This window comes from Actinomadura sp. 6N118 (genome assembly GCF_044326415.1).
Lineage (GTDB): Bacteria > Actinomycetota > Actinomycetes > Streptosporangiales > Streptosporangiaceae > Spirillospora.
The window spans coordinates 17,813-36,849 of sequence record NZ_JBIRAZ010000005.1 but is presented as its reverse complement, the minus strand read 5'-3'; the positions used below and the strand labels follow the sequence as shown (position 1 = coordinate 36,849).

Genomic DNA, 19,037 nt, shown 5'->3' with positions numbered 1-19,037 from the left:
CATTCAATCTGGTCTTACATTTTGTCGGCAATGATGGTTCATGTGGCTTCGCTGAAGTTAAGAGCCATGCGCCAGGCGGGACAACCATCGGTCCCATTCACCGGGAGCGGGAAGGCGGAGGTGAACAGGACGTCGACTTCGTCAACGCGGTCGCGGCGACGCTCTCCGGCGAGGTCGTCCTGCGAGAACGGATTGCCGCTCGGGCTCCCTCGCCGAGGAGGCCAAGGCAACGCTCACGGCCTTGGTCGACACGCACGTGCTGGCCGTGAACCTGGCTCCGTGCGAGCTGCGCCTGTCGTCGCTCGGTGTCTCCGCTGCCTCCCTCGGCGCCGCAGACATGGTGCTCACCCGAATCTTCACCGATCCACTCATCCGGAGGCAGAACCAAGGAACGAGGAGCCGGATTCGCCCAGGCGTGGCTGTCCGACGCTCAGCGGGTCCTTCCCGCTGAACGGGATCTCACTTTGTCGGCCATTGGGGGTGCCGCCAAACTCGCGGCATGAGCCAGAAGTGGACGGGCCAAGAGCTGGAAGACGCCTTCCGCCTGCACGCCGATACGGTGACCGCCGCGGCCGAGTCGGGGGACTGGGAGCCATTTGTGCGGCTGTTCCTACCGGACGCCACCTACATCGACCCGATGGTGGGCACGATGCGGGGCCACGAACAGATCCGCCCATGGGTTACCACGACGCTCGGCACCTTTCCCGGCTCCGCGATGCGCTATCCCGAGGTCTGGCACCTCGTGGATACCGAACGCGGCAGCATCGTCTGCGAGCTGCGCAACGTCCTGCGCGATCCCGGCGACGGCAGTTCCTTCGAGGAGAACAACATCACCGTCCTCGACTATGCGGGCGACGGCCGGTTCCGATGCGAGAAGGACGTCTACGACGCATCGGCCATGATCAAGCTGATCGAGTCCTGGGGACGCCGGTGCTTCGAGCTCGGCAGCCTCAACGAGGACGAACTGGCATGGTTCGCCACCACCTACCCCCACATCCTGGAAGACCCCGTCCCCTCGCCCGGTGGATGAAGCTCTTCCCTCACTCCCGTCGAAATAGCGAGAACGCATGAACAGACTGCAAGGAAAACGGGCCCTGGTCAGTGGGGCGGCTTCCGGCATCGCACGTGCCATCGTGCTACGGCTGCTTGAGGAGGGTGCCCAGGTCGTGGCCGTCGACGTCGCTGAGGCCGGCCTGAAGGAGACCGCCGAGCTGGCCGGCGAGGGCGACCGTCTTTCTGTGAAGCTCCTTGATATTTCCGACGAGGCGGCCGTCCTGCGGGTCGTACCGGAGTCGATCGAGGAGCTCGGTGGACTGGACATCCTCGTCAATGCCGCGGGCATCCTGCGTGGCGCGCACACCCATGAGTGCTCTCTGGACCTGTGGAACCGGATCATTTCAATCAACCTGACCGGCACGTTCCTGATGACCCGCCAGGCGCTCCCCGCCTTGCTGGCGACGGGGGGCGGCGTAGTGATCAACTTCAGTTCGACCGCGGCCTTCTTCGCTCATCCGTTCATGGCGGCCTACTCGGCCAGCAAGGGCGGCGTCGCCTCATTCACCCATAGCCTCGCCTTGGAATACGGGAAGCAGGGGCTGCGGGCGGTGAACATCGTTCCCGGCGGGATCAGCAGCGGCATCACCGACAACATCGGCGGTCTCGTCCCGCCGGACACCGAATGGGACCTGTTCATGAAGTTGAGCCCGGCGCTGCCCGGTGGCGTTCCCGGGCCGGAGAAGGTAGCCGGCGTTGTCGCGATGCTCGTCTCCGAAGACGGTTCCTTCATCACCGGCACCGAGATCCGCATTGACGGCGGCGCACATCAATAGGGCCGGGTGGCCTGCCGCCGTCAGACTTTCGTCCCGAAAGGAATGAACGCATGCCCTCTGAGGAGCAGATCCGCGCTGCTGTGACCAGGTACCTCAAAGCAGTCTCGAGTGGTACTGCGGATGACATCGCGTCGTGCTATGCGGAGATGGCAACGCTCGAGGACCCGGTAGGCAGCGAACCGCGGCGTGGCCGAGACTCGATCAGGGCCTTCTATTCGGACATTGTGACTGTGCGGCGACACGCCGAGTTGTTGACCATAAGGGTCGCCGGCAGCAGCGCTGCCTTTCATTTCCTCGTGCGGACCGAACTGCCGGATCAAACGGTCGATATATCGCCGATCGACGTGATGACCTTCGACGAGGAAGTGCAGATCACATCAATGCGCGCGTTCTGGGGGCCCGCAGACCTCCGGTCGACAAGTGCCACACCTTCGCGCCAGACCACTGTTTGATCAGTCGGAACGTGCCGTACGGGGGTCGCACAGTTACGAGGTTTAATGAATCTTCGGACGCGATCGATTCGGTCCAAGACCGTCGTGCTGCTTCTGGTCCCGCTCCTTTCGCTGGTGGTTCTGTGGGCGTTCGCCGCCAGTGTCACCCTCGGCGAGGCGCTGGAGAATCGTCGTGGCGAGCAGTCGAACAGCCGCATGGCCAACCCTCTGCAGCAGATCTACCAGGCTCTGGGAGCCGAACGGCAGGCCGCGGTGGCCTACGTCAGCGCAGGCAGCGCGAGCGCGCTATCCCGGCAGGCGTACGGCGCGACCCGCCTGAAGACTGACGGCGTCGTCACAAAGTTCCGGGAGGCGGCACGGGCGGAGATGAACGCCGCTGATGATCCCGGTGCGCAGCGCATCCATCTCCTGCGGGAGTTCCTCAAGCAGCTTGATGGTCTGGCGGTGACCCGCTCGGGCGTCGATAACCACAGCGTGAATCGGCTGCGTGTGCTGGATGCCTACAATGCGCCGATCGACGCATTCTTCGCCTTCTCTGCCAAGCAGGCCCCGACTAACGCGCAGTTGCACTACTGGGCGTCCAGCCTGCTCGCGGGTGCTCGTGCGGTCGATGTGGTCGTGCGCGAGAACGCGCTGATCGCGGGTGCGGTGATCTCCGGCGGCCGGCTGAGCATCTCTGAGCAGCGCTATTTCGCAGGCCTGGTCGCGCTGCAGCGGCGACTATGGGCGGAGGCACGGTCCGATCTCGATCCGAAGATCAACGCCCGGACATGGCAAAGGCTGCTCGACTCGCCGGCCTATACCGGGCTTCGCTCGGCGGAGGAGCAGATCGCCAAGGCAGAGGACGGCAGGATCGGCGCTGCCGCCGAGACGCTGGACTTGAACGTCAAGGCGCTCTTGGACGGTGCCATCAAGGCCTCTGTGGAGAACACCGGGTTGCTCGGCCGTCAACAGGACGCGCTCAGCCGATCGATCTTCACGCGGCTTGCCGTGGCGGGCGGCCTCGGACTGCTTTCGGTGCTCGCCTCGCTCCTGATATCGATCCGGTTCGGCCGGGGACTCGTCCGCGAACTGGTCACCCTGCGGGACTCGGCGCAGGAACTCGCCGGCCGGCGATTGCCGAGCGTGGTGGCCAGGCTGATCCGCGGCGAGAGGGTGGACGCCGCGGCAGAGCAGCCGCCGCCCGTAAGCGGCCGTACGACCGAGGTCGTCAAGGTCACCGAATCGTTCGCCTCCGTCCAGGATACGGCCGTTCAGGCCGCGGTAGGGTTGGCCACCCTCCGCAACGGCGTCAGCCGCATTTTTCTCAACATCGCTCGCCGTAACCAGTCGCTCCTACACCGCCAGCTGGCGCTGCTGGACAGCCTGGAGAGCCGCGCCGAGCCCACCGAACTGGACGGTCTTTTCCGGCTTGACCATCTGACCACCCGCATGAGACGGCACGCCGAGAGCTTGATCATCCTGTCCGGTGCGACTCCCGGCCGCGGCTGGCGGCAGCCGGTCCGTGTCAGCGACGTGCTGCGTGGCGCCGTCGCCGAGATCGAGGACTACACGCGGGTCGCGGTCCTCACTGAATCCGAGGACGGGCTTCCCGGCGCGGCTGTCACCGACGTCATTCACCTGTTCGCCGAGCTGATCGAGAACGCGGCCGCGTTCTCCCCGCCGAGCACCGAGGTGCGGATAATGGCACAACGGGTGGGCAGCGGCTACGTGGTCGAGGTCGAGGACCGTGGGCTCGGCATCTCGCCCGACCAGCTCGATCGGATCAACCGGCGGCTGGCTGAGCCCCCGGAGTTCGACTTGGTGGACACCGACCAGCTCGGGCTCTTCGTGGTTGCCCGGCTGGCGGCGCGGCGCAACATCAAGGTCTCGCTCCGGCCCTCCCCGTACGGGGGAACGACCGCGATGGTGCTGCTGCCACCTGAGCTCGTAGTGCCGGACGAGGTGACCTCCGCGCTGCCGGCTCCACAGTCCCCGGACGCCGAAACAGAACCCGAAAGCAGGCGGGCACAGCCACCCCGTGGTCCGACGAGCTGACCGCCCCGAGGCGTTCAGCCCGCGGCAACGGCATAAATGGCGCGGCCTCCACCGCAGTGACGCCGTCCGCGCCCGCCTCGTCCAGTGCGGCGTCCCGTTCACCAGCGTGCTCGGCGTGCCACGACTTCCTCATCCCTTGACTCCGGACCCGAGAACGCCTCGGATGAAGTAGCGCTGGGCGAACAAGAAGATCAGCATCACAGGCAGGACGTACAGGGCTGCTGCGGCTGCTTGCACGGTCGGCAGGGGGTTGCCGTGTGGATCCTCGTACCAGGCTGTGATGGCCACGGAGAGCGTTGTGTGGTCGGCGTCGAGCAGCAGAGCGGGGGCGATGTAGTCGCCCCAGCTCCAGGTGAAGGACAGCAGGAACGCTGTGACCAGCACGGGACGGGACAGGGGCAGGAAGATCGTGACAAAGATCCGTCCCCAGCCGCAGCCGTCGATGATCGCCGCGTCCTCCAGCTCGCGTGGGATCGCCGCGAAGAACTGCCGGAATAGGAACACCAGGAAGGGGGACGCGGCCAGGCCCCACAGAACCCAGGGCCAGTAGGTGTTGACGAGCCCGATCCTGGAGAACAGCACGTATGTCGGCAGGATCGTCAGAACCTGCGGCAGCATCATCGTGGACAGCAGCACCAGGAACATCGCGCGCTTGCCGGGGGCCTGCAGCCGTGCGAATCCGAACCCGACCGCCGCGCTGGACAGCGTGATGAGTACCGCGTAGGTCGTTGCCAGGAACAGCGAGTTCATCGCGTAGGCGGGGAAGTTGATGTCCGTGAACGCGTGGGTGAAGTTACTCCACTGCGCTTCCGCGGGCAGGATCTTTGTCGGCACGGCGACCCACTCACCGCGGGTCTTGAGTGCGGCCAGCAGAAGCCAGAGGAATGGACCGGCAAAGACCACGGCAAGCGCCAGGAGGACGACGTAGGTGGCGCCGGCGTTCCGGCGTCGGCGCCGCAGTGCTGTGCGATTGCCGACCGTGCGAGTTCTGCTCGTGTGCACCGGACGACTCCTAACGGTCTGCATCGCTGTCGACCTCGTAGTGGACCCACGAACGGCTAGACCGCATGAGCAGCAGGGTGAAGGCGAGAGTGATGAGGAAGAGGACCCACAGCATCGCCGAGCCGTAGCCGAAGCGGTTGTTCAGGAAGAACTCCTCCCACACCTGCACCATGTACAGATGCGTGCCCTGCGGCACCTGGCGGACAGTCGCAATGCTGTTGGATTCAGCGAGGAGCAGTGGTTGCACGATGATCTGAAAGGTCGCGATGACGCCGGTGATCACCTGAAAGTAGATGACCGGCGAGATCATTGGCACTGTGACGTGGCGGAACACCCTCCACGGGCCGGCGCCGTCCATGCGGGCTGCCTCCTCGAGCTCGGTGGGCACTCCCTGCAGCGCGGCGAGCATGATGATCATTCCGCCGCCGACGCCCCATAGGCACAGGAGGATGAGGGCGTAGAAGGCCATCGGATCGACGAGCCAGGTGATCCGATCGAGGCCGGCGACGCCGAGGATGGCGTTCAGGATGCCGGCGTCCCGGTTCAGGATGAGCTTCCACATAATGGCCGTCGCGACGATCGGAACGACCGACGGCAGGTAGAAGATGGTGCGCCACAGTCCCACCGCCTTCAGCCGGCGATTGAGCAGAACGGCCAGGCCGAGTGCGCCTGCGACACTGAGCGGCACCACGATCGCCGTGAAGACGATCGTTCTGACCAGGGCCGCCCAGGCGTCGTGATCGCCGAGCAGTTCGGTGTAGTTGCGCAGGCCCACCCAGTTCCATCGGGGTGAGCTGCCGTCGAAGTTGGTCAGACTGACGCCGAACGCGTACAGGAGCGGTGCGGCGGTCAAGAGGAGAAAGCCCACTACCCACGGTCCCACGAACAGGTAGAACGTTCTCCTCGGGTAGCGGGACCAGGTGCGTCGTGCCATGTCCGCCTCAGCCGATTCGCTCTTTGCCCTGCTTCAGGAGCTTATTGATCTCGTCGGTGACCGCGGCGCAGGCGGCATCGACGGTCTGCTTGTTCTTGATCACTCGTTGCAGGTGCTTGTCGAGCGTGGCGTTCCAGGCGTCGGTCGTGACGTACGGCGAGTCTGGGAGAGGGGCGAGGTACTGGAGTTCGCTCTGGGCGACCTTGTGCGCCTGCTTCTGGTAAGGCAGGTCCTGCGGCAGCTTCGGAAGCAACGACTTCAAGGAAGGAAGCCCCCACCCGCTCTTGGCTCGTTCCTGGGCAGGCCGGCCTGCCATGAAGTACTCCATGAACTTCCAGGCCTCGTCCTTGTGCTTCGCCTTGGCCGGAATCCACGCGCCTTGGCCGGTGTAGCAGGGACTGATCCGCTTGTCGCCCATGAGCGGGGCGGGCGCCATCCGGATGTCGCCGTTCAAGGCCGACTCCTTGATGAAGTTGCCACCGAACCAGTAGCCGTCCTGGGTGATCGCCATCCGTTTGGCGCTGAAGGTGGATACGTCCGAGCCGTCCGGCAACGGGTTCAACGACGTCGGGCCCACGCCCGCCTTGGCGAAGTCGACGTACCAGCCGAAGGCGCGACGTGCGGCGGTCGTAGTGAAGTCGACCTCGGTCAGGTCTGCGTTGTACAGCTGCGCGCCTTGCTGGAGCACCATCGCCGCCATCGGGGCATACAGACTCCAGGCCCACTCGAGACCGAGGCCAAAGACTTTGGTTGTATCCCCCTGCTTGACTGTCAGTCGCTTGGCCACGGCCAGCAGTTCGTCGTAGCTCATGGGCTGGGAATCACTCAGGTACGGCACCTTCGCTTGGTCGAACAGAGCCGTGTTGTACCAGAGAGTCGCGTCCTGACTCCAGTCCTTGATGATGCCGAAGTACCCGCCTTGGCCGATTTTGCCGCCATCCCAGCGGAAGCTGTCGTTGACAGCATGCAGGTCGTCCTTCTTCAACACCTGACTCTTCTCCAGGTACGGAGTCAGGTCCGTCGCGAGGCCCCGCGCGTTCGTGTTCGCGCTGCCCACGGCGGCGCCAATCGTAATGTCCGGCGGATTGCCTGAGGCAAGCATCGCATTGAGGCGAGCAGCGTCGTGCTGCAGAAAACTGATCTTGATATCGGGGTTCTTCGTCTCGAAGTCCGCGATGGTCTCCTTGGGGAGGTCTTCGGGGCCGAACATCGCGGTGAGCGTCACCGAGCCCCCACCGGACGAGCCTGCGTTGCACCCGCTGAGTAGCGGCCCCGCCGCGACGCTACCTGCGGCGGCGGCTGCTCCTGCGAGCAGCCGCCGCCTGCTGATCAGTCCAGATCTGTTCATGTCGACCTCCTGGCGCGGATGTGATTCAGGCTCCTTCGAGCGGCCTGGGGCAGGTTGAGGCGACACTACAACGAAAGCCGTACAGCTGCTACATTTTCCCTTGGTTAATTCGTCGTAACGATGCGTATCCGGCACTCCACCAGAAACCGATGACCGTGGGACGGCCCAGTTGCCAGTGATGGGGTCACCTGCGGCGTGTCGTCGCGAGTCCGGTCACTACCGTGGTCCGGCCTTTCCCGGCAGTGTGGACATTGGGTGGAGTCGATGGCGTTCGGGGAGCTATCAGTGATCGAGGTTCGAGGAGTGGCGCGCGGCGGGCCGGCCGGGCCGGGTAGGGCAGGACGGGTCGTGGGGCGGGTTCGGCCGCAGCGCCGAGAGTCCAACGAACGGCTCGCCCTCATGACCGACCTACTCGTAGTACTGCGACGGCATCACGATGACGGGCGACATGTGTCGGGTCGCCGCGCTCAGCCACGGGAAGCAACGGCAGTCGTACTATGGTCTTTGGCATGAGCGGGACGAGACCCGGCCGTGTTCGTGGCCCGTATGCCAAGTCGGCACAACGCTCGAAAGAGATCCTTGAGGCGGCTACCGCTGTTTTCGCAGCTCGCGGCTACCACGGTGGCACATTGCGCGATATTTCACGTCAGCTCAATTTGAGCTTGACCAGCATCGTGCACCATTTCGGCACCAAGTACGAGCTTCTCGAAGCGGTTCTGGAACGGGCAGACGTGACTGTCGGCACGGGCTTTGCCCCCTTCGACTTCGAGGCTGACTGCGTCGAGCGCGGAGTCGCCCTCGCAACCATGGAGAGGGTACGTTCCAACCTCGAACGACCCGAGCTGCTCAGGCTCCTGGCGATTCTGGCCGCGGAGTCGTCCGCCCCAGATCATCCTGCTCACGACTGGTTTGTCGATAGATACCGAACGAAAAGTGCAGCGCTCGCCGAGGCGTTCGCTTACGACCAAACTCAGGGCCGTGTCGACACGGCGCGCGATCCCCAGCTGCTGAGTAGCTTGCTCATCGGCACATGGGACGGCATCCAGCTGCAGTGGCTCATCGATCCGTCAAGCGACATGGAGCGAGCCATGCGCACTTTCTTCGAGTGGGCGATTCCGGAAGCACTCTCGTGCGAGTCGTGAACCGACTTGACCGTGGGCGGCGAACTCGCGAGCCAGGGTGGCTGAGCGGAAACAACGGGCATTGAGCCGGAACGCCACATCCAGGAGCCTCGAATAGGGTCATCCTTCGGTTCTGCCAGCTTGCGGGCAGGCAAGCACCGAAGGATGACCCTCTTCAAGCCGAGTGACGAATCAGTGACGCGCCACAGCGGTCCAGGTGGCGAAGAAGGCCGGCTTCGGGCGGTACTGCTCATCGAACATCAGTGGCTTCGCGCCTGGGACCCAGGTATATGCGTGCTTGTCGGTGAAGCCCCAGAAACTGATGTCCCGTACCCCGGCGTCCAGTGCCTCATTGACGATGTTCCCGTAGATCTCCGCCTGATTCCCGTACTCACCGTTGTTGGGAAGGGGGGTCAGGTGTACGTCCATCTCCGTGATGGCGACTTGGAGTCCGAGCGCCTTGTAGGACTTCACGATGTCGGTGATCACCCCGGGCTCGGGCGGGGAGAAGGTCAGGTGTGTTTCGAGCCCGACACCGCTGATGGGCACACCTCTCCGCACCAGATCGGCGACGAGGTCATAGAGCTCCTGGCGCTTCGCCGGGTAGTACTCCACCAGGGACTCGTTGAGGAACAGCTTGGCCTTGGGATTTGCGGCGTGCGCAATGCGGAACGCCTCGGCAACGTAGTCAGGGCCGAGGACCCGGTAGAAGTAGTTCTTTTCGAGCCCGGTGCCGCCGAAGGTGGAGAAGATTTCAGTGGCGACGTCCCACCGGTCCATCTTTCCTGCGTATCGAGTCATGAGCGTTTTGAAGTGGGTGGTCATCGCGGCGCGCAGCTGAGCCGGATCCTGGATCTGTTCCAGCCAAGGCGGGTTGCAGCAGCTGGAGATGAGACCGTGGCCCTTGACCGCCATGCGGTGCTGTTTCGCGAAGCTGACGAGCCGGTCGAGCTTCGTGAAGTCGAAGGCGCCTTGTTGCGGCTGGCTATTGGCCCACTTCAGTTCATTTTCGGGCGACAGGCTGTTGAACTGCGTCGCGAGCACCCGCGCGAACTGGGGTTCATCGAGATAGTCCGGATTGATCGCCCCGGAACCGATGAGAATCCCCGCCCTGGCCGCTTGCCCTCGTAGGCTCAGAGCCGTCGCATCAGCATTAGCCGCGGCCGGGAAGTACGCGCTGGCGACGAGGGTGAGCACAGCGGCGATCGTAAGCGCGCTGATCCGTCGGAATCCACGACGGTGAAGGGGTCGTGTCTTAGCACGCCCATAGCTGTAGATCGGTTGTGTTCGGAGAGCGCATGCACCGGTCGGAGCCGATCGTGGGTTGCGCACCGTACCTCCTGTGAAGACGTGGACGCGCCGACGTGAACCCTGGCCGAGGGTGAAGAGAACGTAACACGAAATTAGTACAACTGCTACACTTTGAAGTGGTGAAGGTCACCAAGAGAGTCTTAGACGCACCGAGCCCGGCTGGCAGCGGGTACCGCCAGGCGTGCTGGGCCGGGCCGCCCTGCTCGATGACGTAGTCCGGGTGAGCGTGAGCACGACCGTAGGCTCGCTACGCGTCGGGAACCGTGACGTCGATGGCCATCTCGTCGCCGTCGATGCGGAACCTTGCGCCGTGCGCTGCAGACCGGCCGACCACCAGTTGCAGCCAGTCGACGAACGCTCAAAGGTCGTAGTGGTTCAGCGACGTCATCCCACTGGTGTTGATCGATCCGTTCGGCAGTACGGCGTCCCACAGCTGCCAGACCGTGTTGGCGCCCATCGTTACCGGGTCCAGGAACGACGGGCACTCTCGCCGCATCAGCTGGCCGGCGTCGATGTTCGCTTAAGCAGCTAGCGCGTGTCGACATCCTCAACGATGGTCCGGCTCGCGAGGGCGCGGTTGCCCCCAGGCAGGTAGTCGGCACCGGTCAGAGTCACGCTGGTGTGGAGCCGGACATCGGCAGACGAGGCCCCGATGTAGAACCGGATCTCTCCAGGCTCCACGACCCAGCCGTCCTCAGCATCCCATAGCGCGAAGATGCTCGTCGGTATCTCGAGCGTGACCCGAGCCGCCGCACCCGGTTCGAGTCTCAGGCGACGGAACGCGACAAGGGTGCGCTCTCGCCGCACGGTACGCCCGATGGCGTCGTGACCGTATACCTGCACCACTTCGTCACCGGTCCGCTCACCGATGTTGGCGACCGTGAACGTGAGCCGCACCAGTCCGTCTGTCGGCACATCGGCGGAGGCCACCGCCAGGTCGCGATACTCGAAGCTCGTGTAGCTCAGCCCATGCCCAAAGGGGAAAACAGCCGCCGTCGATCCATCGACGTAGGATCCGGGCTGCAACGTTCGCCAGTACGGGACGGGTGCTGCACCGACTGATTCCAGCAGCGCGATCGGCAAGCGACCGGCAGGATTGACATCTCCAAAGAGGATGGACGCGACGGCGCTCCCAGCTTCTTCTCCGCCGAAGAACGCGGTGAGGATCGCCGGTACCGACTCAGCCATCCAGCCGAGAACGTAGGGACGACCGTGGCTGAGCACCACGATCGTCGGGGTGCCGGTCGCTACGACGGCTTCGACGAGTTCGCGCTGCACACCAGGCAGACCGCACTCGGCGCTGTCGAGGCCTTCCCCGACCGTACCGGACGAATTGATCCCGGCCTGATCACCCACCACAAGCACCGCTACGTCCGCGGCAGTCGCCGCCTCCACCGCTGCCGCGAAGCCTGACCGGTCCTCCGCGGCGACGGGACAGCCGCTTTCGTACAGCACGGTGGAGTCGTTGCCAGCCCGAAGCCGAATGCCCTCCAAGAAGGTCACGACTGGGACTGACTCGACCAGAAGGTGGGCATCGTCCGCGGCGGTCTGGTTCGGATCCTCCATTCGCGCCTGCGGGTCGGCGGCAAGTGCGAACCGCTTCGTGATGCTGTCGAGGACCTGATAGCTGTAACTGCTCAGTTGGCCCATCGGTCGATCGGCATTCGGACCGATCACGGCGATCGTGCGGGGAGAGCTGCTGAGGGGAAGGATCGGGGTGCCGTTGATCGGATCGTTCTGCAGCAGCACGACCGCCTTCTCCGCGATGGTGCGCGCGAGCCCACGCTCTTCGGTCGAATCGAGCGTCTCAGGCACAGCGTCGAGGTCGACATACGGCCGCTCGAACAATCCGATCTCAAACTTTGCCCGTATCACGCTGGACACGGCACGGTCGAGGTCTGCCTCAGCGAGGACACCCGACCGGACGGCTTCGACGATCTGATCCGACGACACCTTGTTGTCCAGATCCAGGTCAACGCCGGCGCGCAGCGCCTGGGCTAGTGCCTGGCAACTGTCGCCTGCGGTCCCGTCCTTGGTGTGGAGCTGCCCCACCGCCGCGAGATCGGGGATTACCAGCCCGTCGAACCCCAGCTCGCCGCGCAGTAGTCCTGTCAGGTACGCCTTCGACCCCGTCACGGGTACACGGTCGATCGCGCTGTACGCCGGCATCACACCCCGCGCGCCTCCCTCACGGATCGCCCTCTCGAACGGCGCCGCGTACACCTCGTGCAACTCGTTCTGGCCTAGTTGAGCCGGCTCCGTGTTCCGTCCGCCGTCGCTGGCGCCGTAACCGAGGAAGTGCTTCAGCGTGGCGATGAGCGGAACGTCCTCGATGGAGTTCTGGAGCCCCCGGACGAACGCGGTCGCCATCGCCCCGACCAAGTACGGTTCCTCGCCGTACGTCTCTTCGACACGACCCCATCGGGGATCCCTAGCCACGTCGGCGAGTGGAGACAGCGCCTGGCGCACTCCGAGGCGGGCCATCTGTGCGCCGATCGTCCGGGCCATCTCCTCGATCAACTCAGGCTCCCAGGTGGCAGCCTGTGCAATCGCAGCTGGGTACGAGGTCGCATCTCGCACCTTCAGCCCAACCAGCGCCTCCTCGGCGAGAAGAATCGGCACCCCGAGTCGGGTGCCCTCAATGTGCTTTCGTTGAAGCTCGTTCGCCTTGCGTGCCGTCTCGCGCGGTGGCAACCCGAGCGTGGACAGTGCTGCGGCCGCACAGCCCCACCCCGTTTCGGGCGGGGTATGCACATCGACGGCCGCCCCGAACGGCGCTGCCGTCTGGGCAGCCTTCTCCTCGAGCGTCATCCTGCCCAACAGATCGCGGACTCGTTCGTCTACCGAGAGGGACGAGTCGCGGTAGGCATACTGGTTCATCGGCGTTTCCCTTTCCCCGGCGGACATGGTCGTTGAGGTATGCCGTTCGCGGGGGATTCGCCTAGGGCGTCGCCGACTTGGGCGATGGAGGCGTCGAGCACCGGCGCTGTGTTCGTGCCTTTCCCCGCCCAGCCCACAATGGGCCGGGAGTCACGTGGTTCGGTTTGGTACGTGGGCGGTGAAGTCGAGCTTGCCCCGGTCAGCGGCCCGCTCGTCGGCTCGACCCCGTGCCGGACCTCAGCCGCGACCATATCGATCGCCGCGTTCCCCGATCGGCACTGCTCCCGCTGCTCCTCACGACAGCTCCCCGAAGATCTCGATGGCTTGGTCGAGCCGACGATACAACGAAAATAGTACAACTGCTACACATTGGGGCGACGGTGACTCCGTGGATCAGAATGAGAGCTTCGAGTGTCCGCCCAAGTCGAGCCCGGACGGGGGTTGCGGCAAGGGGCGCCCAGGGTGAAAATGTAGCGGCCGTACTATTTTCACTGTGGTGTCAGCCCGCCCCTACCGCACCGCTCGTCTTCACAGCGCCCATCCCATCACCTGTAACGAAGCAGCCCCAGGGTAGAAGCGCACAGGCGTTCCGCCATCATCAAGGAGCTCGAATGACGACTGCCGGACGAAGGCCGTCCGTCCAGATGCACACCGTCCGGGACGCCATCCGCGACGACCCGCACGGCGCTCTCGATCGGATCGCGCGATTGGGCTTCACGACGGTTGAGGCTGACTCGGGACGTCGTCGGCGCTGTTGACGAGTATGCGCAGGCATTCGAGAAGGGTGCGTCGAAGCATCGCCGGGAGCATGCAGCGGCTAGACCTCGCGGAAGCGCCGCTCGGCTGTCTCCACGATCCTGAGTTCCACGACTTCGGCAACATGTGGGACGCCGTCGACACTCAGCCGCCGGACTCGAGGCCGTCGCCGAAACGGACAAGGCGTGTCGCGAGCACGGCACCGACCTGCGACCGCAGCACTTCATTACTCAACCCGGAATCCCGTCTTCGCGGGCACCGCGGTGGGCACCAGCAAGCCGGGCAGGACCGACCAGTTGATCGCCGCCGTGGAGACAGACTTGCCGGCTGACCTGCTCATCCGCCTGAGCGAACTGCTCCCTGACTGACAGCACTGCATCGAAGGCACCGGTGACAGCAACAACGCACGAAGGAGAGACCATGGCGAGCAGGAAAGACTTCCCGCCCGGATTCATCTGGGGCACCGCAACGGCGTCGTACCAGGTCGAGGGAGCCGCGACGGCAGACGGCCGCGGCCCGAGTATCTGGGACACCTTCGCCCACACGCCTGGCCGGATCGCTGACGGAAGCACTGGGGATGTTGCCGACGACCACTACCGGTTGTTCGCCGACGACATCAGACTGCTGGCAAGCCTCGGATTTACGGCCTACCGATTCTCTGTCGCGTGGCCTCGGGTCGTTCCCGACGGGTCGGGTCCGACGAACCCCGCCGGACTCGCCTTCTATCGGCGACTCGCCGAGACTTGCCTGGAGTACGGCGTCACACCGTACGCGACGCTCTATCACTGGGATCTGCCGCAGCCGCTCGAAGACGCCGGCGGGTGGATGGTTCGCGACACAGCCGAGCGGTTCCGTGACTACACAGCGGTAACGCATGACGCACTGTCGGACGTGATCAAGCACTGGATGACGCTCAACGAGCCCTGGTGCTCGTCACTGAACGGCTACGGCAGCGGCGAGCTCGCGCCCGGCCGGACCGAGGGTGCGAACGCCATGAAGGCGGTGCATCATCTCCTGCTTGGTCACGGGTTGGCCCTGGAAGCGATCCGATCGCCGGAAGGCTCCTACGGGATCGCACTCAACCTCGCACCCGTTCACGCTGCGTCGGAGTCCCCTGCGGATCGTGACGCGGCGCGGCGGGTGGACGGGCTGCAGAACCGCCTGTTCCTCGAGCCGGTGTTGTTCGGCAAGTACCCCGCCGACGTGCTCGACGACACCGGCATGGCGGCGTGGTTCGCGCAGTACGAGGACGATCTGCCATTGATCTCGGCGCCGCTGGACTTCATGGGCGTGAACTACTACTGCCCGGCGACGGTGGCCGCGCCGGCGGGGCCGGTCTCGGACCCCGGCAAGCCCAGTGCCCAGCCAGGCAGCGAAAACGTCATTGCGGTCGACACCGGTCTTCCGCGCACCCAGATGGACTGGCCGATCCAGCCCACCGGACTGCGCGACATCCTCGCCACCATCAACAACCTGGCGCCTGAGCTCCCGCTGTACGTCACGGAAAACGGTGCGGCCTACCCCGATGAGCCGACCGCGGACGGGACGATCGAGGACGACGACCGGCAACGGTATCTCGAGCAGCACATCGCCGTCGTCCAGCAAGTCGTCGCCGAAGGTCTGCCGCTGAAGGGATACTTCGTCTGGAGCCTGATGGACAACTTCGAATGGGCATGGGGCTTCAGCCGGCGCTTCGGGATCGTCTACGTCGACTACGCGACGCAGACCCGAACGGTCAAGCAGAGCGGCCGCTGGCTACAGCGATTCCTCACGGAATGACCACCCGCCAGCGGATCGGCCCGCGCGACGATTATGAAGACGAGTCAGTCACTCGGCGGATCCGAGCCCGCTGGCTCCGTACCCACAGCGGAACAATGGGAAGTTTTCGTTGGGAGAAGGACTCCTGCCCCTCGGTGTTGTCTGGCCTGAGAGGCAGGAGTGGTGGGCACCTGACGCCTCAGGGACGTATTGGGACCTGGCGGTAGGGGGTGAGTTGGACGGGGCCGATCAGTCCGTACTGCTGGCGTGGCTGGGCGGCCTGGCCCGGGTAGCCGTCCGTCACGCGGAGACGGTTTCGCAGAGGGGTCGCCACGCGGATGGTGATGGTGTTGTCTCTGGGTTGGATGTAGCCGGCCAGGTCGAGGTGGAGGGTCACCTGGTCGGGTGGTGGCAGGACGCGTCCGTTGACGGTGACTTCGAAGGTGTCGGTGACCTGGCCGAGGTCGAGGCAGGCGCCGTCCAGCTGGTCGAGCCGCACCTTGGTGGTGTACGTGCCGATGCCCGACACGTCCTGCAGTTGCGGGATCTCGCTCCAGGGCTTGAGGCTCTGGAGGGAGAGTTCGTGCTGGGTGATCTTGCGTTGCCCGTTGGCGCCTCGATGCCAGTCGGCGACCGATAGTTTCCACTGGTCCAGGGATCGTGCAGCCGGGACCTGGGGAACGGTCAGCTGGACCGTCCTGCCGTTGTCGAGGGTCGTTGTGTAGGGTGCCAGCCTTGCTCGCGCGTAGTTGCGGGTGCCCGCCCTCGAAAGTGATTTCTCCGCCGGTTGTGGTCGTGGCTCGGCGGCTGGCTGTGCCGCCGAGCGCGATCATGGTGGCGGCCCCGGGCGCGAGGCTGACTGGGACGGTCGTCCGGGCGGCGTCCACCTGGTATCGGTCGATCGGCGTGATCTTTCCGGTCCAGGCGTCCAGGGCGTACGGTGCACCACCGCCTTCCAGGGAGACCTGCGTGATGATCGTGGCGGCGGTTGGGTTGTGGAGGTAGTAGGGCTGCCCGCTGGGCAAGGTCCGGCGAACGGATTGCAGGCCTGACGTGCCTGTGGCCGCCACCGCAGGCCGCACCTTGAGGCTTTTCAGCGCCGCGGGCAGTTCGTTCTGGGCGGTGACATGGCGAACCGATGGTTGTGCGAGCAGATGTGTCATGAGCTTGGCCAGGTCGGCGTCTTGGTCGGCCGCCTGGTAGGCGCCGGGGGTGTGGGCCGGTGGGCCGCCGACGATGACGATAGGCAGGCTGGCTCGGGCGTTCGCCAGCAGCCGCCGCGCGGTCTCGACCGGCAGGGTCGGCTGGCGATCGAGGATCAGCGCCTGTCGAGGTGATCTGCGTGCAGCCCCATGGCGCACCCGCGATGACCCGCTCCTGGCACCAGCACCGGGTCATCTCCACCGACGCCACCGACACCATCGCCGATGGCGTCGCGGGCCGGTACCCCATCCCCGTCGTGCTCGACGACCTGCTGAAGGTCGCCGATGACGCCGTCCTGGTCCAGGAGGCATCGATCGTCGCGGGCATGCGGTTGCTCCTGGAACATGCGGGCCTGGTGGTCGAGCCCTCCGCGGCCCTCGGCGTCGCTGCCGTCCTGGAAGACCCTGACCGCTTCGCCGGCCGCGACGTAGTCACCATCATCTGCGGCAGCAACGTCGACCTGGACAACTATCGCCAATGGGTCCGCACTGGCCCACAGGTCCTGAGCCAGCCGAAAGCCACTGAGGATCCCAGCCGCCGATGCCACGGCAGTCCACGCCCAGCCAACATGAATCCATGAGGCCCCGTTCACTCAGGCCCGGCGATCTTGATCGGTTTGCGCTCATGCTGTTGATCGCGCCTGCCTGATCCTCGATCGAACTCGTTCGCTAATGAGCGATCGCAAAGAAGCAAAGATGCTCATGGGATGGGTGATGAAATGCGCGATCACAACGGGGTTCGGTCCCGGCGGCCGGGGTGATCCGGGTGATCGCAAACCTGGCGACCAGGCTCGGCCAGGAAGGGGTTGCGACGTGGATGTAGACGTAGGGGCGGCCTCGTCTGTGGGGAGGCCGCCCTCGCGCTTGTTAGTACTCGTTGCCCGGTGGGTGGATCAGTTGAGGACCTGGAAAGTGAAGGAGACGTTGCCTGAGGTCTTGGTGGTCGTGGTGCCGGCGAGGGTGCCGGTCACTTTGAAGGTCACGGTGTAGGTGCCCGCGGTGTTGAACGCCCAGTTCGCGTGGGAGTGCGCCTTGGCGGAGACGAGCTGGGTCTTCGGTCCCGCGCTCCGGCTGTGGAACCTGACGGTGGGGTTGCCGAGGCTGGTGGTGTACATGCTGAACTGGCCGCCGGTCACGCTCACCAGTTCGAAGGTGAGCTGGTTGTTGGCGAAGACGCCGGTGGCCACGTCGTTGGCGTTCCAGCCCGCCCACAGCAGTCCGGAGACCTGGTTCTGCGGTAGCACCCAGACAGTCGAGCCCGCGGTGCCCAGGAAGCTCCATTGAGATCCGGAGGGCACGGTGATCTTGGCTGCGGCCGGGACCTGGAGGACGACGTCGGCGGGACTGCGTTCTACCGCGGTGCCCGTGGTCTCATCGCGGACTTGGACGGTGAGATTGCCGGAGGCGTAGTTGACGTCGATGACGTCGACGTGCCCGCTGGTCAGGGTGACAGCCGCGCTGGCGGGTGCGGCGGTGCCCAGCAGGGCGACGAGTGTGGCGACGAGCGCGACGACGGTCCGGGCTCCGAACATGACCGTGCTCCTACGGGCTGGAGGGATGTGAGGCGTCATTCCGTTCACCCGACCTTGAAGAGGTAGGTCACCGGCTCCGAGGCCACCCGCTGAGTGCCGCCGGTGAGCTGTGCGGTGACCTGGAACGTCAGCCAGTAGGTCCCGGGCGCGGAGAACGCCCAGCTGGCGTGCTTGTGGCCGCCGACGGACAGGGCCGTGGCGTCGGGCAGGCCGTCGCCGGAGTTGACCAGGACGTCGGGCGTGCCGGCGGCGCCTTCGGTGAAGATGCTGAACCGGCCCGGGCCACGGACATTCCTGAGCTTGAGGGTGACCGAGTCGGCGGCGAAGACGCCCGAGGACAACTCCTCGGTGCTGATGCCGGGCCAGAGCAGACCAGGGTTCTCGACCTCGGGAAGCACCCAGAGTGGGGCCCCGGGCCTACCGAGGAAGGCGTAGGCGGGGCCGTCGGGCACGGTCGTGCGGGACTCGGGGAGGGCCCGGAAGAGGACCTCGCCGGGTTCCCTGGTCACGTCCGGTTCGACGGTCTCATCGTGGACGTGTACTTCCAGCGCGCCGTTTTCGTACTCGATGTCGATCACGTCCACATGGCCGGTGTCCAGGGTGACGCGCCCGCCGGCGTGGGCGGGTACCGCGCTGATGAGCGATGCCGCGAGCACGGCCGAGATCAGCGAGAGCGCAGAGCGTGACTGCACTGTGAGGACTCCTTTGGAGGGGTGGAGCGCCGGGGTGCGCTCGAACGAGGTGAACGATAATCATTTTCATTCGTGGATGGCTGGCCGGAGCCGGACAGGCAGCCACCTTGATCAACTGATTACGAGAATGGTAATCATTTTCAGTCGGCCATGACCGGTCGACTCTCGAGGGCCGGCCTGGGC

The 19,037-nt window shown here is 65.1% G+C and carries 16 protein-coding genes; 7 read left to right on the top strand and 9 right to left on the bottom strand.

Annotated elements, in window-relative coordinates:
* Positions 1-499: 499 nt before the first annotated feature.
* The 4 genes from ACH34W_RS13740 (at position 500) to ACH34W_RS13725 (ending at position 4,318) form a co-directional block, all read left to right on the top strand.
* Positions 500-1,030, top strand: coding sequence for a nuclear transport factor 2 family protein (locus ACH34W_RS13740; protein ID WP_395961226.1), 531 nt, complete (start codon positions 500-502; stop codon positions 1,028-1,030).
* Positions 1,031-1,067: 37 nt separating this feature from the next.
* On the top strand, positions 1,068-1,829 hold the full coding sequence (locus ACH34W_RS13735) for an SDR family NAD(P)-dependent oxidoreductase (protein ID WP_395961225.1): 762 nt from the start codon (positions 1,068-1,070) through the stop codon (positions 1,827-1,829).
* Positions 1,830-1,879: 50 nt separating this feature from the next.
* Positions 1,880-2,281 carry a nuclear transport factor 2 family protein gene (locus ACH34W_RS13730; protein ID WP_395961224.1) on the top strand — a complete coding sequence of 134 codons (402 nt, stop codon included), beginning with the start codon at positions 1,880-1,882 and terminating at the stop codon, positions 2,279-2,281.
* A gap of 84 nt (positions 2,282-2,365) precedes the next feature.
* Positions 2,366-4,318, top strand: coding sequence for a nitrate- and nitrite sensing domain-containing protein (locus tag ACH34W_RS13725; protein WP_395961223.1), 1,953 nt, complete (start codon positions 2,366-2,368; stop codon positions 4,316-4,318).
* 129 nt (positions 4,319-4,447) lie between these two features.
* On the opposite strand, the gene ACH34W_RS13720 is transcribed toward ACH34W_RS13725, so the two are convergent.
* From ACH34W_RS13720 to ACH34W_RS13710, 3 genes are read right to left on the bottom strand one after another with little or no spacing between them, the layout of a single operon-like run.
* Complete coding sequence (locus tag ACH34W_RS13720) at positions 4,448-5,320, bottom strand: carbohydrate ABC transporter permease (protein ID WP_395961222.1); 873 nt, start codon at positions 5,318-5,320, stop codon at positions 4,448-4,450.
* A gap of 10 nt (positions 5,321-5,330) precedes the next feature.
* On the bottom strand, positions 5,331-6,254 hold the full coding sequence (locus ACH34W_RS13715; protein WP_395961221.1) for a carbohydrate ABC transporter permease: 924 nt from the start codon (positions 6,252-6,254) through the stop codon (positions 5,331-5,333).
* A gap of 7 nt (positions 6,255-6,261) precedes the next feature.
* Complete coding sequence (locus ACH34W_RS13710; protein ID WP_395961220.1) at positions 6,262-7,602, bottom strand: ABC transporter substrate-binding protein; 1,341 nt, start codon at positions 7,600-7,602, stop codon at positions 6,262-6,264.
* A 509-nt stretch (positions 7,603-8,111) separates the two neighbouring features.
* Here ACH34W_RS13710 and ACH34W_RS13705 point away from each other — a divergent pair.
* Positions 8,112-8,744: a TetR/AcrR family transcriptional regulator gene (locus ACH34W_RS13705; RefSeq protein ID WP_395961219.1), complete on the top strand. Its 633-nt coding sequence runs from the start codon at positions 8,112-8,114 to the stop codon at positions 8,742-8,744.
* Between the two features lie 171 nt (positions 8,745-8,915).
* Here the strand turns inward: ACH34W_RS13705 and ACH34W_RS13700 are convergent, their stop codons facing one another.
* From ACH34W_RS13700 to ACH34W_RS13690, 3 genes are all read right to left on the bottom strand, one after another.
* Positions 8,916-9,920 carry an endo-1,4-beta-xylanase gene (locus ACH34W_RS13700; RefSeq protein ID WP_395961218.1) on the bottom strand — a complete coding sequence of 335 codons (1,005 nt, stop codon included), beginning with the start codon at positions 9,918-9,920 and terminating at the stop codon, positions 8,916-8,918.
* A gap of 472 nt (positions 9,921-10,392) precedes the next feature.
* Positions 10,393-10,530, bottom strand: a complete 138-nt coding sequence (locus tag ACH34W_RS13695) for a hypothetical protein (RefSeq protein WP_395961217.1) — start codon at positions 10,528-10,530, stop codon at positions 10,393-10,395.
* Positions 10,531-10,562: 32 nt separating this feature from the next.
* On the bottom strand, positions 10,563-12,914 hold the full coding sequence (locus ACH34W_RS13690) for a glycoside hydrolase family 3 N-terminal domain-containing protein (protein ID WP_395961216.1): 2,352 nt from the start codon (positions 12,912-12,914) through the stop codon (positions 10,563-10,565).
* A 1,176-nt stretch (positions 12,915-14,090) separates the two neighbouring features.
* On the opposite strand from ACH34W_RS13690, the gene ACH34W_RS13685 reads away from it, so the two are divergent.
* Entirely contained in the window at positions 14,091-15,449 is a 1,359-nt protein-coding gene (locus ACH34W_RS13685) for a GH1 family beta-glucosidase (RefSeq protein WP_395961215.1), read from the top strand.
* A gap of 178 nt (positions 15,450-15,627) precedes the next feature.
* On the opposite strand, the gene ACH34W_RS13680 is transcribed toward ACH34W_RS13685, so the two are convergent.
* Positions 15,628-15,957, bottom strand: coding sequence for a hypothetical protein (locus ACH34W_RS13680; protein ID WP_395961214.1), 330 nt, complete (start codon positions 15,955-15,957; stop codon positions 15,628-15,630).
* A gap of 804 nt (positions 15,958-16,761) precedes the next feature.
* On the opposite strand from ACH34W_RS13680, the gene ACH34W_RS13675 reads away from it, so the two are divergent.
* Positions 16,762-17,211: a pyridoxal-phosphate dependent enzyme gene (locus tag ACH34W_RS13675; protein ID WP_395961213.1), complete on the top strand. Its 450-nt coding sequence runs from the start codon at positions 16,762-16,764 to the stop codon at positions 17,209-17,211.
* A gap of 312 nt (positions 17,212-17,523) precedes the next feature.
* Here ACH34W_RS13675 and ACH34W_RS13670 read toward each other — a convergent pair whose 3' ends face one another.
* Together ACH34W_RS13670 and ACH34W_RS13665 are read right to left on the bottom strand one after the other, a co-directional pair.
* Positions 17,524-18,162, bottom strand: coding sequence for a choice-of-anchor M domain-containing protein (locus ACH34W_RS13670; RefSeq protein ID WP_395961212.1), 639 nt, complete (start codon positions 18,160-18,162; stop codon positions 17,524-17,526).
* 44 nt (positions 18,163-18,206) lie between these two features.
* On the bottom strand, positions 18,207-18,854 hold the full coding sequence (locus ACH34W_RS13665; RefSeq protein WP_395961211.1) for a choice-of-anchor M domain-containing protein: 648 nt from the start codon (positions 18,852-18,854) through the stop codon (positions 18,207-18,209).
* Positions 18,855-19,037 lie beyond the last annotated feature (183 nt).